The sequence below is a fragment of the Streptomyces sp. NPDC051576 genome, assembly GCF_040681835.1.
Lineage (GTDB): Bacteria > Actinomycetota > Actinomycetes > Streptomycetales > Streptomycetaceae > Streptomyces.
In genome coordinates this window covers 38,496-51,811 of sequence record NZ_JBFAZO010000020.1, presented here as the reverse complement: position 1 = coordinate 51,811, position 13,316 = coordinate 38,496, and the positions used below count along the sequence as shown (strand labels likewise).

General features: G+C 70.7%; 11 protein-coding genes. 2 read left to right on the top strand and 9 right to left on the bottom strand.

Annotated elements, in window-relative coordinates; all coding sequences use genetic code 11:
• Nucleotides 1-42: 42 nt before the first annotated feature.
• Together AB0M63_RS43430 and AB0M63_RS43425 are read right to left on the bottom strand one after the other, a co-directional pair.
• Nucleotides 43-1,308 carry an alginate lyase family protein gene (locus AB0M63_RS43430; protein WP_366023310.1) on the bottom strand — a complete coding sequence of 422 codons (1,266 nt, stop codon included), beginning with the start codon at nt 1,306-1,308 and terminating at the stop codon, nt 43-45.
• 116 nt (nt 1,309-1,424) lie between these two features.
• Entirely contained in the window at nt 1,425-2,534 is a 1,110-nt protein-coding gene (locus tag AB0M63_RS43425; RefSeq protein ID WP_366023274.1) for a glycoside hydrolase family 6 protein, read from the bottom strand.
• A gap of 139 nt (nt 2,535-2,673) precedes the next feature.
• On the opposite strand from AB0M63_RS43425, the gene AB0M63_RS43420 reads away from it, so the two are divergent.
• Both AB0M63_RS43420 and AB0M63_RS43415 read left to right on the top strand, forming a co-directional pair.
• A complete protein-coding gene (locus AB0M63_RS43420) occupies nt 2,674-3,360 on the top strand; it encodes a DUF5995 family protein (protein ID WP_355918572.1) in 687 nt (228 codons plus the stop codon).
• A 76-nt stretch (nt 3,361-3,436) separates the two neighbouring features.
• On the top strand, nt 3,437-4,366 hold the full coding sequence (locus AB0M63_RS43415; RefSeq protein WP_355918575.1) for an LLM class F420-dependent oxidoreductase: 930 nt from the start codon (nt 3,437-3,439) through the stop codon (nt 4,364-4,366).
• Between the two features lie 7 nt (nt 4,367-4,373).
• Here the strand turns inward: AB0M63_RS43415 and AB0M63_RS43410 are convergent, their stop codons facing one another.
• The 7 genes from AB0M63_RS43410 to AB0M63_RS43380 form a co-directional block, all read right to left on the bottom strand.
• Nucleotides 4,374-6,074: an NAD(P)/FAD-dependent oxidoreductase gene (locus AB0M63_RS43410; RefSeq protein WP_355918578.1), complete on the bottom strand. Its 1,701-nt coding sequence runs from the start codon at nt 6,072-6,074 to the stop codon at nt 4,374-4,376.
• Nucleotides 6,075-6,119: 45 nt separating this feature from the next.
• Nucleotides 6,120-6,908 (bottom strand): carbon-nitrogen hydrolase family protein, encoded by a 789-nt coding sequence (locus tag AB0M63_RS43405; protein WP_366023273.1) that lies wholly within the window; start codon nt 6,906-6,908, stop codon nt 6,120-6,122.
• 785 nt (nt 6,909-7,693) lie between these two features.
• The gene (locus tag AB0M63_RS43400) at nt 7,694-9,172 is read right to left on the bottom strand and encodes an HAD-IA family hydrolase (RefSeq protein WP_366023272.1); all 1,479 of its coding nucleotides are present in this window, start codon (nt 9,170-9,172) and stop codon (nt 7,694-7,696) included.
• 41 nt (nt 9,173-9,213) lie between these two features.
• On the bottom strand, nt 9,214-10,296 hold the full coding sequence (locus AB0M63_RS43395; RefSeq protein ID WP_366023271.1) for an ABC transporter ATP-binding protein: 1,083 nt from the start codon (nt 10,294-10,296) through the stop codon (nt 9,214-9,216).
• Between the two features lie 3 nt (nt 10,297-10,299).
• Nucleotides 10,300-11,118, bottom strand: a complete 819-nt coding sequence (locus tag AB0M63_RS43390) for an ABC transporter permease subunit (RefSeq protein ID WP_366023270.1) — start codon at nt 11,116-11,118, stop codon at nt 10,300-10,302.
• Nucleotides 11,103-12,002, bottom strand: a complete 900-nt coding sequence (locus tag AB0M63_RS43385) for an ABC transporter permease subunit (RefSeq protein WP_366023269.1) — start codon at nt 12,000-12,002, stop codon at nt 11,103-11,105. Before AB0M63_RS43385 ends, AB0M63_RS43390 begins: the two co-directional genes overlap by 16 nt.
• On the bottom strand, nt 11,999-13,156 hold the full coding sequence (locus AB0M63_RS43380; RefSeq protein ID WP_366023268.1) for an extracellular solute-binding protein: 1,158 nt from the start codon (nt 13,154-13,156) through the stop codon (nt 11,999-12,001). The genes AB0M63_RS43385 and AB0M63_RS43380 overlap by 4 nt, the downstream gene beginning before the upstream one ends.
• Nucleotides 13,157-13,316 lie beyond the last annotated feature (160 nt).

Genomic DNA, 13,316 nt, shown 5'->3' with positions numbered 1-13,316 from the left:
TACGGGCCGGGGCCGGTGACCGGCGCGGTGACGGATCGTCAGTCATCCAGCGATGGAGTCCAGTTGCTCGGCCGCCGGACGCAGGGACCACAGGTCACCGCCGGGCGGGGCCTCCAGTTCCGGTACGGCGGCCCTGGCCCGTGTGTCGCCCGCGTCGGCCGCCGCGTGGACGATGTCGCTCGCCGCGTAGCGGTAGAACTCCAGCTCCGGATGCGACCAGGCGGCGGCCCCGGTCGCGGCAGGGAGCAGATAGTCCACGGCCTTCAACAGGCCCTGCCCGTCAGGGCCTTGGTAGGTCCACAGGTTCACGCCGACGTGCCGGCCGATGGCCGCGAGCCGGGTGTATGCGACCAGGTCGAAGGTCGAGTAGTGCCAACTCCGGGTCCGTGCGAGCTCCTGCGGCTGGCTGCCGTCGCCCGCTATCTGGGGGTCGATGCGTTTGGCGCGTGCGTCGAGCACCGTTCGCCGGGCCAGCGCCTTGTCGCCGGTCGCGTAGGCGAGGGCGGCGAGCTGCATGTCGTAGAAGGTGCCGTGGTTGTTGGCGGCGGCGCCCTCCTCCTTGCCGAAGGCGCTGTTCTTCAGCCAGTCGAGGAAGTCGGAGTTCCACCGGGCCATCGCCGTGCGGTCGGTCCTCGTCCAGCCGGGGGCGCCGGTGCCGAGGATCGCGATGGCGTCGACGACGCTGGTGTACGACTGGGAGAAGTCGATGACGCCGATGGCGCGGCCGTCGTACTTGCAGGGGATGAACTGGGCGTGGTTCAGGTTGGGGTTCATCCTCGTGGCCGGGTCGAGGAACCAGGTGCGCAGGACCTGGTCGGCCTTGTGCGCGTAGCGCTGGTCGCCGGTGTAGTACCAGGCGAGCGCGAGGTCGTACGTCGAGTCGAAGACCTTCTCCACATCCTGGCGGTCGGTCCCCGTGTCGACCTCGGGGTTGCGCTGCCCGTCGCGCTGGGCGTACGGGCAGCCCCAGGGGTTGTCGGCGGTCGGGGTGGTCGTCGGCCACCAGTAGGGGGCCTGACTCAGGTAGTCGTGAACATCGCCGCCGGGGGCGGGCTTCGGTTTGTCCACGACCGTCCACGGGCCCTGGTGCAGCCAGTTGTCGGCGCGGGTCGTCAAGTTCCGCAGTGACCGGCGCAGTTGGGGATCGCCTCGGTCCAGGCGGAGCTTGATCTGCTGGAGGCGGGCGCCGTCCAGGACAGCGGTGTCGGGGGTGGCCGGCACCGGGTGCGCGGAGGCGGAGGGGACGAACACTGCTGTCAGTACGGCCACGGCCGTGAGAAGAACACCGAGGCGGGGTCTGGCTCTCACCATGCAACGACTCCATCATGTATGTGAACGTAGTTCATGAATGGAACCGTGCGAGCGTAGGGGCATGCGGCAACCGTGACAATGGTCCGGACCGGATTCACGTACAGAGATGAGAGTCAGCGCGCCAAGTCGTAGGCGTACGACGCCGTGAACGTGCCGGCCGCGCCCTTGCAACCGTCCGACTCCCCCGGCAGCTTGACCCAGAGATAGCCGTCGATCCGCGCCTCCCCGGTGTCCAGGGTCGGCGCCCGCCCGATCTTCCGGCCCGCCGGGTCGCACCACTGGCCGTCGGCCGGGGCGCCGTTGCCGTTGCGGCTGGTGTCGACGACGGCGCCGAGACCAGCCGGGCCACCGAGGGCGTCGAGAACCTGGCGGTCGTAGGCGATCTCGGCCGAAGTGCCGTTGAAATTGGAGACGTTGCTGAAGATTCCGTCCGACGATCCGTCGGAGGCCGCACCCGCCTGCCTGAGCAGGGCAGCCTGTTGCGCGGCCGGGTTCCAGTCGGAGTGACCGGCGTCGTAGTACACGCGCGCCTTCGGGTCGGCGGCCTTAAGCACGCGACCCGCACGGGCCAACGCGGCGAAACGGTCGGCCCGTTGGGCGTCGGAGAGGCAGTCGGTCTGCGCCACGGAATCGGGCTCCAGGATCACCACGACCTCCCCGGAACCGAGCCCGGCCGCGAAGTCGTCGATCCAGCCGTCGTACGCCGCGAAGTCCGGCGCCCCGCCCTCGGAGGCCCCGCCGCAGTCGCGCTCCGGGATCGCGTACGGCACGACGACCGGCACCCGGCCCTGCGCGGCGGCGCCCGCAGTGACCGCGCGGACCCGGGAGGTGATCGTCGAGGGCGTGAAGTCGGCGAACCACACCGCCGCCGGCTCGTCGGCGATCCGGGAGGCTATGACCTCCGTACGCGGGTCGTCGGGGTGGGCGCGGACCCAGTCGAGGACCTGGGAGTCGGGGTGGCGGTAGAGGCGGGGTGAGTCGGTGGCGGTCCGCTGCGGCTTCCGCCCGGAGGGCGCGGCTGTCCTCTTCGGCCGGGTGGACGAACTCGCCTTCGCCGAAGGGGAGTTGGAAAGCGAGGACGGCACATCGGGCAGCGGCAGCAGGAGGGTCGCGTCGCTCGCCTCCGGCCGGGCCCGGTCCGCGCCGCGCCCCTCGTCCAGGGCTTTGATCGTCCCGGTCGCGGTGCCGATCGCCACCAGGACCGACGCGGCCACGACCGCCACGCTCCGCCGGGCGGTCGGCCTCCGCCCCCGACCACGTGAACCCGACACACCGCCCCCTCGCGCCGAACCGTTCCCCCGTTCTGGGGAAGTGTCGGGCCCGGCGGCACCTCGGTCAGCGTAGGACTGGGACGCTGCCTCCATGGGGCAATTGGCACACTTCGGCACACCCGTGGACATCGTCGTCTCCCGGCTGCGCGCGCTCGACGAGGAACTGCCCGCGCGGGACGGGGTCGCGGTGTTCAACCGGGTCTACCTCGCCGTCACGGAAGCGGTCGACCGGCGCATCGACGCAGGTCGGTTCGAGGACACCCGCGCAGCCGTCACGCTGGACGTACGGTTCGCGGAGCGGTACCTCGCCGCCGTGGACACGGTGGCGAACGGGCGCCGCCCGCCCGCCTGTTGGCGACCGCTGTTCCAACTGCGCGGGCATCCGGGCGTACGACCGCTGCAGTTCGCCCTGTCGGGCATCAACGCGCACATCGGTCACGATCTCGCGCTCGCCGTCGTGGACGCCTGTCGTACGCTCGACTGCGAACCCGCCGAGCTGGAGGACGAGTTCGACCGCGTGGGCGATCTCCTCGTCTCACTTGAGGAGCGCATCCGCGAGGATCTGATGCCGGGTCCCGACCTGTTCCAGATCGCCGATCCGCTCACCCATCTGCTCGGCTCGTGGAGCCTGGAGCGCGCCAGGGAGGCGACCTGGACGGCGGCGCGAGCCCTGTGGGCGCTGCGCGGACTGCCCGATGTCGCCGCGGAGTTCACCGAGCGGCTGGACGCGGCGGTGGGACTCGCGGGCCGCATGATGCTCACGCCGTTGCCGGACTGATCGGTTCAACTCCCCTGCCGACGTTGTACGTTCGGTCGTGAGATCCCCAAGCCGCTCGGGCGAAGGAGCACAGGGTATGACGACCCCTCTCGGACTCGGCCTCCCCCAGATGCACTGGTACGACATCGGCAAGGACGTGCCCACCGTGGCCCGCGCCGCCGAGCGGATCGGCTTCGAGAGTCTGTGGGTGTACGAGCGCGCCCTGTACCCGGAGCCCGCGACCCAGGGTCTGTACGGCATGCCCGGGGTGCCCTGGCCCGACCACTACCGCAGCGTGGCCGAGCCGTTGGTCACGCTCACGCTCGCCGCCGCTGCCACCGAGCGGGCCCGGCTCGGCACCAGTGTGCTGGTGGCACCGCTGCACGTGCCGTTCCAACTGGCCAAGGCCCTGGCGTCGTTGGACGCGGCGAGCGGCGGCCGGGTGGTCGCGGGCCTCGGTACCGGCTGGTCGCACGACGAGTACGCGGCGGCGTCGGTCCGGCCGTTCGAGGAGCGCGGCCAGGTCCTGGACGAGCTGATCGAGGTGTGCCGGGCCGTGTGGGGCCCCGACCCGGTGTCGTACGACGGCCGGTTGACGAAGATCGCGTCGGCCGTGGTCGGCCCCAAGCCCGCCCGGCCCGTCCCGATCCTGCTCGCGGCGGGCAGCGGGAGGGCCCGGCGCCGGCTGGTCGACCACGCCGACGGATGGATGCCGGTCGGCCTGGGCGCCGACACCCTCGCCGCACAGTGGCGCGAGCTACGCGAACTGGCCGCCGAGCGCGGACGCACGGAGCCGATCCGGACCGTGCTGCGCACCAACCCCCGCTACACCGCCAAGCCCTACGACGGCCCCGACCGCCGTCCCTTCCACGGCAACGTCGACCAGATCGTCGAGGACCTCGTCGCGCACGCCGAGATCGGCCTCGACGAGATCCTCGTGGACCTGCAGAGCGGTACCCGGGACGCGCGGGAGCTGACGGACGTCGCCGCCGAGGTGTACGAGAAGGCTCGGGCGGCCGGGGTCTGAACGCACCCTAGTCCTCGGGCAGTTCGACCGGTGCGATGTCGTCGTAGACGTCCCCCGGTCCGGGGTTGGTCGGGTCCGTCGTACCGCCTAGTTGGTGCATGACGCCCCAGACAGCGTTGAGGGCGGTCTGGACGGCGCCCTCGGCCCAGCCGGCCGTCCAGGAGATGTCGTCGCCCGCGAGGAAGATGCCGCGCTTGTCCTCGGGCAGCCGGTCCTGCATGAAGTGGGTGAACAGGCGCCGCTGGTAACGGTAGTGGCCGGGCAGGTTGGCCTTGAACGCGCCCATGAAATAAGGCTCGTTCTCCCAGGAGACCGTCACCGGGTTGCCGATGACGTGCTTCCTGATGTCGACGTTCGGGTAGATCTCGCCGAGCGACTTCAGCATGACCTCCATCCGCTCGTTCGCCGACAGCGGCAGCCACTTGAGGCTGTCGTCGCACCAGGTGTACGAGAGGCAGATGACGGCGGGCTTGTCCGGGCCGTCGTCGAGGAGGTAAGTGCCGCGCGTCATACGGTCGGTGAGGGTCATCGACATGACGTCCCGGCCGGTCTGCTCGTCCTTGTCGAGCCAGAACGGCCGGTCGACGGGGACGAAGAGCTTCGAGCTCTCCATGTAGTGGGTGCGCTCGATCGCCGTCCAGTGGTCGATCGGGAAGAGCGAGTCGTCGCAGGCGATCTTGGAGAGCAGCATCCAGGACTGGGCGGTGAAGATCGCCGACCGGTAGGTGCGGATGTCGCCGTTCGCGTCCGTCACCGTGATGCGGTTGCCGGCGGTGCGGTGCAGCCGGGTCACGGCGGGGCGGGGTTCGCCGTTCACGTGCAGGGATGCCAGCGAGGTGCCGTAGGGCCAGTGGACGATCTTCTGCGGTTCGCGGTCCCAGAGCCTGAGCGGGAGTTGCTGGGAGCCGCCGACGATGCCGCGGTGATGGTCGTCGGCCTCGGTGTAGACGACACGCAGGATCTCCAGGATGGAGTTCGGGAAGTCGGTGTCCCAGCCGCCGGTGCCGAAGCCGACCTGGCCGAAGATCTCGCGGTGCCGGAAGGACTTGAAGGACTCGGAGTCGCAGAGGAAGCCGTAGAAGGTCTGGTTGTCGAGCTTCTCGACGAGCTTCGACCAGATCTCGCGGATGCGCGGGATGTCGCGCTCGCGCATGGCCCGGTTCATGTCGGAGAAGTCGGCGCCCTCTTCGAGGCAGGCGTTCCAGGCGTGCATCACGTCGCGGTAGACCTGCGGGAGGTCGTCGACGGTGGTCGCGTAGTGGGACTCGCCCTTGAGGTCGACGACGGTCGAAGGGGTCGCCTCCGCAAGGGGGTTGGGGAACGGCCGGGTCTCAAGTCCGACCAGGTCGATGTAGTGCTGGAGGGCGGTGGAGGAGGGCGGGAAGCGCATCGCGCCCATCTCGGCGGTGAGTTCCTCGGTGCCGGGGCCGTCGAAGCCGACGGTGCGGAGTCGGCCGCCGATCCGGTCGGCCTCGTAGACGACGGGCTTGAGGCCCATCTTCATCAGCTCGTAGGCGGCCACGATGCCGGACAACCCGCCGCCGATCACCGCGACTTCGGTGCCGTGCTCGGTCGCGGGTATCTGGCCGAGGCCGGCCGGGTGGGCGAGGAAGTCGTCGTAGGCGTAGGGGAAGTCCGGCCCGAACATGGTGATCGGCGGCTGCCGCTCGTCGGCGTGCTGGACGGCGTTGGGCACCGTGGACGTCATGGGGTACGGACTCCTTGCGAAAAACAGGGCTAACGGGGGGGAGGTTCAGGCGAGGGAGCCGTAGAGACCGGGGCGGCGGTCCTTCAGATACGGGTTCGCCGCACGGGAGTCGGCCAGGAACTCGGGGTCGATGTCGGAGAGGAGGAGTTCCTCGCCGCGGCCGGCCCGGGTGCGGGCGACTCCGTCGGGGCCGGCGAGCGTGGAGAGGCCGAAGAAGTCGAACTCCCCTTCCTGGCCGATGCGGTTGATGTACGCCACGTACAGCTGGTTCTCCCAGGCCCGCACCGGGACCACGGACTCGGCGACGAACTGGAACGGGTGCATGTTCGCCGTCGGGACGAGGAGCAGGTCGGTGCCGGCGAGGGCGTGGGCGCGGACGGGCTCCGGGAACTCGACGTCGTAGCAGATCATCAGGCCGACCCTCAGGCCGTCCAACTCGGCCTGGACTACCGGCTGTTCACCCGGGGTGAAGTGGGCGCGCTCGAAGTCGCCGAAGAGGTGGGTCTTGCGGTAGTTCGCGAGGCGGGTGCCGTCGGCGGAGATCAACTGGGCAGAGTTGTGGACGACGTCGCCGGCGCGCTCCGGGTAGCCGTAGGCGATGGCGAGTCCGTGGCGGGTGGCGATCTCGGCGATGGTGTCCGCGGAGTCGCCGTCGGCGGGCTCGGCGAGGCGGCCGACGGCGTCGCCGATCGCGTATCCGGTGAGGAACATCTCCGGCGCGGCCAGCAGCCCTGCGCCACCGGCCGCGGCCCGGCCCGCGGCCTCGTCGAGGACCTTGAGGTTCTCGACGACGGAGCCGGGGCGGCCGGAGCTCTGGAGCAGGGCGGTGCGCATGTGTGTTCCTTCACCGGGACGAAATGGCTGAAGAGCCACCTGTCGGGGGCCACCTAGACGGTACGACCGAGGGCCTGGGCCGGACAAGAAGCAGCCGTTGCGTGCCGGTGAGCGGATCGTTGCGTGTGGGCCTGGTGGGGCGGCGATTCGTTGCGTGCGCTGCCGGGCCTCGGGGTTCGGGGCACGCCGAGGGCCCCGAGTATCGGCGGTACGGTCCGAGTACCGGTCGCATGGTCCCGGGGGCGGCGGTTGGATCGACGGTGATCGACAGGCCCGAGCTGGGGCGGCGCCTCGGTGCGTCCCCGCGACAGCGGTGGCACGCACGCCGATCCGGTGCCGGGCGCGCTGGGCGCGGGCGCCCCGCCCCGCTTCACGGGACACGCGCGCCGGCGAAGACCCTGAGCACCGGCGGCACGCCCGAGTCCCGACGAATGAGGTGGCCGTCACGCCGAGGCCGAGGCGGCAGCCCGCTGCGCGTCTCCCCACGCAGTCCACCCCGCCACGCACCGAAGACCACGAGCCACCGGCCGCACGGCCCGAAGCCCGACCATCGACATGACCACCACGCCCCGGCCGAGCCGGCCACTGACCGCGTGCCCCAGCCGCCTGCTCCGCTTCACATCACGCGAGGCACCCCGAACACCGGCCGCACGGCCCGAGGGCCAGCCGTCGGAGGTGGCCGCCACGCCCGGCTCGGGGAACCACCCGCTGTACACCTCCCCGCGGCCAACCACCCACCGCGCCCCTCCCCCACCCCGACCATTCCCACCCCGCCCCACTTCACCTCAGCTCACACGCGGCACCCCGAACACCGTAAGAACCGCCGCATGATCCGAAGGCCAACAGTTCCCCGACACCTCGGGCCACGGGCTCGGGTTCCCGGTGACGAAGGTGCGGGAGTCGAGCACGGTCAGGCCTCGGTGCAGGACGTAGTCGATGCGGTCCTGGGGTTCGGGGCGGCCGCTGCCGTCCTCGTGGACGGGGTGGATGGGCGACCAGGTGTGGCCGGGGGCGGCGGTCGGGTCCGGGTGGGCTTCGCGGTAGCTGTCGCGCAGGCCCGCGTCGGCCGCTGCCTTGGTCACGGGCCACTCGACGTCCGGCCGGTCCAGGTGCGAGGGGCTGTTGAAGTCGCCGACCAGGATGACGGGTACGGCGTCCTCGGCCACCTCCGCGATGCGGCTCAAGGTGTCCCGCATCTGGGCTAGCCGCGTCTCCTCGTGGGCGATCAGGTCGGTGGCCGGGAGCCCGTCGAAGGCGGATTCGTAGGGGCCGTAGGGCGTGTAGTCGAAGTGGCAGGTCCATACGTCGATTTCGCGGCCCCGCGCGATGGCGATCCGTACGCCCGCCGCTCCGTAGAAGCCGACGTCCGGGTCTCCGAAGCGGGCGGTGATCGGGTGGCGGCTGATGATGCCGAGGTTCTCGCCGGCCCGGTGGTGGTGCCAGCCGAGGACCTCGGCCAGTTCCTGGGCCGCGGTGCCGGCCGTCTCCTGGAGGCCGACCACGTCCGCGCCGGTCTCCATGATGGCCTTGAGTTGCTTGGTGCGGTGGTCGTCGACCTTGCTGCCGCCGAGCCAGAGGTTCCAGGTCAACACGCGTAGTTCATCTGTCGTGCCGGCTGTCACCATCGCGCGCAGGTGGGCGGGAGTCACCCCGGCGAGGCTCGCCCGTACCGTGCGGCCGGGGGCCTCGTCGATCGGCGCCAGGGACGGGACCGCGAGGACCGCGCAGCCGGCCGCCTCGGCGGAGCTGACGCCGGTCTGGGTGTCCTCGACGGCCACGCAGGCGGCCGGGTCGACGCCGAGGGCGCGGCAGGCGGCGAGGTAGGGGTCGGGGGCGGGCTTGGTGGGCCCGGTGTCGTCGGCGGTGACGGAGACCGCGAAGCGGCTCGCGCCGAGCGCGTCGAGGACGGTGTCGGCGACCGCGCGGGGGGACGCGGTGACGAGCGCCGTGGGGACGCCGTCGCGGGCGAGGGCGTCGAGGAGGTCGAGCGCACCGGGGCGGGGCACGATGCCGGTGCGGACGCGGGCGGCGAACTCCCGGTGCAGCTCGGCCGCGAGGTCCGCCGCCGATGCGCCCGTGGTCGTGGCGAGCCAGCCGGCGGTGTGCTCGACCGGGCGGCCGAGCACCTCCGGCTGGTCCGCTTCGGTCAGGGACCTGCCCGCGACCTGTTCCACCGCCTCCCACCACAGTCGCTCGGTGTCGACGAGCGTTCCGTCCATGTCGAACAGGACGGCCTGGAGCGGGAGTTGGGTGTGGGGGGTCACGTTTCTCTCTTTCAGTACGGGCACTGCGGGCGACTGTGGCCCTACGGGTTGACGCGTTCTGCCACGAGTACCGGGCGTTCCGGCAGCGACACCTGTACGGCGACGCCGGCTCCCAGACCCGCGGCCTCGTGCGTGGGCAGGTCGGCCTTGACCTCGGTGGAGTCGACGAGTTGCACGGTGAGGCGGACAACCGCGCCGAGGAAGGCGGTGCCGACGACCCGCGCGTCACCGGCGGCGTCGGCGCGCACGTCGATCGCCTCGGGTCGGACGAGCACGTCCACGTCGGGCCCGGCCGGGGCCTCGCCGTCCACGGGAAGCCGCTGTCCGCCGAGCACTTCGACGACCCCGTCCGTGAGCCGTCCCGGCAGCCGGCTCATCGTGCCGACGAACTCGGCGACGAACGCGGTCGCGGGCCGGCCGTACAACTCGGCCGGTGCGGCGCACTGTTCGAGCTTTCCGGCGCGCATCACGGCGACCCGGTCGGCGATGGACAGCGCCTCCTCCTGATCGTGTGTCACGAAGAGGGTGGTGATGCCGAGTTCCTGCTGGAGGCGGCGGATCTCCTCGCGCAGCGACAGCCGCACCTTGGCGTCGAGCGCCGACAGCGGCTCGTCCAGGAGCAGGACACGGGGCCGCAGAGCGAGCGCGCGGGCCAGCGCGATGCGCTGCTGCTGGCCGCCGGAGAGCTGGTGCGGGAAGCGCTCGCCCTTGTCGCCGAGCCCGACGAGGTCGAGCAACTCGGCCGCGCGGGCCCGCCGTTCGGCCGTACGGACCTTGCGCATGCGCAGTCCGAAGGCGACGTTGTCGAGCGCGTTGAGATGCGGGAAGAGGCTGTACGACTGGAAGACCATCCCCGCGTCGCGGCGGTGCGCGGGGACGTCGGTGACGTCCTGGCCGTCGACCAACACCTCGCCGGAGGTGGGGTGTTCGAAGCCGGCGAGCATGCGCAGCGCGGTGGTCTTGCCGCAGCCGGAGGGGCCGAGCAGGGCCAGGAACTCGCCGGGGCGGACGGTCAGGTCGAGTCCGTCGAGGGCGACCGTCGGGCCGAACTCCCGGCGCAGGCCGCGGAATTCGACAGTGGCGGCTTTCTCGGCGGTGGTCTTCTCAAGCGTGGTGGCGGTCATGGTTCATCCCCGGGAAGGAGCGGTTCGGTCACGCCCGCCGACACCGGCGAGCGTGAGGAGCAGTGCCCAGGTGACGACCAGGCTGAGCACGGAGACGGCGACGGAGAGCTGGGCGTTGGACCCGCCGACGCTGTAGATCCACACGGCGAAGGGCTGGAAGCCGAGCAGTTGGGCCACGGTGAACTCGCCGAGCACCAGCGCCAGCGTGAGGAAGGAGGCGTTGAGCAACGCGCCGCGCAGATTGGGCAGTACGGCCTGTACGAGCGCCTGTGGCCAGCCGGCGCCGCAACTGCGCGCGGCCTCGACGAGGGTCTTCACGTCGATGGCGCGGAGCCCGGAGTCCAGGGCCCGGTACACGAAGGGCAGCGCCATCACGACGTAGGCCAGGACCAGGATGAAGGGGAAGTCCGGGTTCTGGATGGCGACGAAGGTCTCGAAGAGGGGGGTGCGGGAGAGGTAGTCGGGGCCCCACTTGAGGACCGTGGCGATACCGGCGACGAACGCGATCGGCGGGACCACCAGCGGCAGCGAGCAGATCACCTCGACGACCGGGCGCAGGCGGGGCGCGCCGAGTCGTAGCGCGACCATGGCGGGGACCATCAGGAGCAGGACGACGGCGATGGTGGCGGCGGCGAGTTCCAGCGAGAGCAGCAGGCTGGAGGTGAAGCCGCCGGTGGAGACGATCTGGGTGTAGGCGTCGAAGGTGACACCCTGGCCGGGCACGTCGACCGTGAAGATCACGGAGGCGGCGAGCGGCACCAGGAAGTACAGGGCGGCGAGGCCGAGGACGACCCACCGCCAGAGGTTCAGGCGTCCAGCCATCGCGCGCTCCGTCGTTGCAGGGGCAGGTACACGGCCATGACGAGGCCCGCGACCAGGACCATGTCGAGGCTGAGGGCGAGGGCCACGTTCTCCTGGCCGACCAGCACGTTGCCGGAGATGGCGTCGGCGATCTGGAGGGTGACCAGCGGGACCGAACTGCCCACCATGGCCGCGGCGGTGGCGTACGCGGCGAAGGCACTGCCGAAGAGCAGCACGAACCCGCCGAGCAGGGACGGCGCGAGGACCGGCAGGGCCACGTGCCGCCAGTACTGCACGCCGGTGGCGCCGTTGTTCTGGGCGGCCTCGCGCCACTGGGTGCGCAGGCCCTCCAGAGCCGGCGTGATGGTGAGGACCATCAGCGGGATGAGGAAGTACAGGTAGACGATGACCAGGCCGGTGAAGCTGTAGAGGTCCCAGCCCTGGTCCTTGAGGCCCAAGTGGGTGGTCAGCACACCGGCGTTGCCGAGGGTGGCGACGAACGCGAAGGCCAGCGGGACACCGCCGAAGTTGGCGAGGACGCCGGACGCGGTGAGGACGGCCTCGCGCAGCGCGCGGAACCGGGAGGTGACGACGACCTGCGCGAGCGGCAGACCGAACAGCGTGCCCAGGGCGGCCGAGATGGCGGACAGCTTGACGCTGCCGACCAGCGCGGTGAAGTAGGCGCCCTGCAACGAGTCGGTCAGGTTGGCGGTGCTGTACGAAGTGGCGCCCGTCGTCTGGTTCTTGACGGTGAAGGCGCCGTTCAGCATCGCCACGGCGGGCACCCCGAAGGCGACCGCGACGAACACGAGCAGCGGGACCACGGCGATCCAGCCGGGGACGCGGCGCCGCCGCCTCACAGAAGCGGCGGCGACCACGTCGGCCCGCGTGAGCGTGGCCGTCATCCGGAGACGGCCTTCGCCCAGCCGGACGCGATGACCGTCTTGGCCTTGCTCTGCTGGGTCTCGGTAGGGAAGGACGGCGTACCGGTGACCTGCGGGAGCTTGGCGGCGGCGGTCTTGTCGAGGGTGCCGGCCGACTCCATGGAGGTCATCAGCGCCGGGCGCGCGTACCCCTTGAGCCACAGGTTCTGGCCCTCGGTGCTGTACAGGTACTCCTGCCACAGGCGGGCGGCCGCCGGGTGCGGGGCGTCCTTGTTGATGGCCTGCGAGTAGTACTGCGCGTACTGGCCGTCGCTCGGGATCGTGACCTTCCAGTCGACGCCCTTGGACTTGAACTCGTCGGCGTAACCGGCGTTGAGGTAGTCCCAGTCGATGGAGATGGGCGTCTCGCCCTTCTCGACGGTGGCCGGGGTCGACTCGACGGGCGTGTAGTTGCCGTTCTGCTTCAGCTTGGCGAAGAAGTCCAGGCCGGGCTGGATGTCGTCGAAGGAACCCTTGTTGGCGAGCGCCGCCGCGTACACACCGCCGAAGGCCGAACCCGACTTGGTGGGGTTGCCGTTCAGGGCGACCTGGCCCTTGTACTGCGGCTTGAGCAGGTCCGCGAAGGTGGTCGGGCAGGTCTTGACGCGCTTGGCGTCGCAGCCGATGGAGATGTAGCCGCCGTAGTCGTTGAACCACTGCCCCTTCGGGTCCTTCTGGCCCTCGGGGATCTGGTCGAAGGAGGCGACCTTGTACGGCGCGAGCAGGCCCTGCTGAGCGGCGCTGAGCGCGAACGAGGAGCCGAGGTCGAGGACGTCGGGCGCCCGGTCCTGGCCCTTGCGCGAGGTCACGGCGTTGATCTCGTCCTGGCTGGAGCCGTCCGGGTTCTCGTCCGTGATCTTGATGCCGTACTTCTTGGTGAAACCGTCGATGATGGCGCCGTAGTTCGCCCAGTCGCGGGGCACCGCGATGATGTGCAGCGCGCCCTCCTTCTTGGCGGCCTTCACCAGGGCGGCCATGCCCCCGAAGTCGGTGGCGGAGGTGGCGGTGGCGGCGTTCTTGCCGTCGGCGGTGGTCGACGAGTTGGTGGGGGCGGCGCCGCAGGCGCTGAGGGCCAGCGCGGCGACGACGGCGAGGGAACCACCCAGGACGGCGTTTCTCGGCGGGGACACGGTCACGGTCTCTCCAGGGGTGCGCACGAGGGTTGAGCAGAGCGGAGAACTTGTCTGAACAAGTTGGCCTCAGTACGCCCGGCGATGGTGTCTTGTTCGTAAACATTGGCGAAACCGCGACCCCTTATTCCCTGCACACTCCTGACTGACACGGATCACCAAGGGA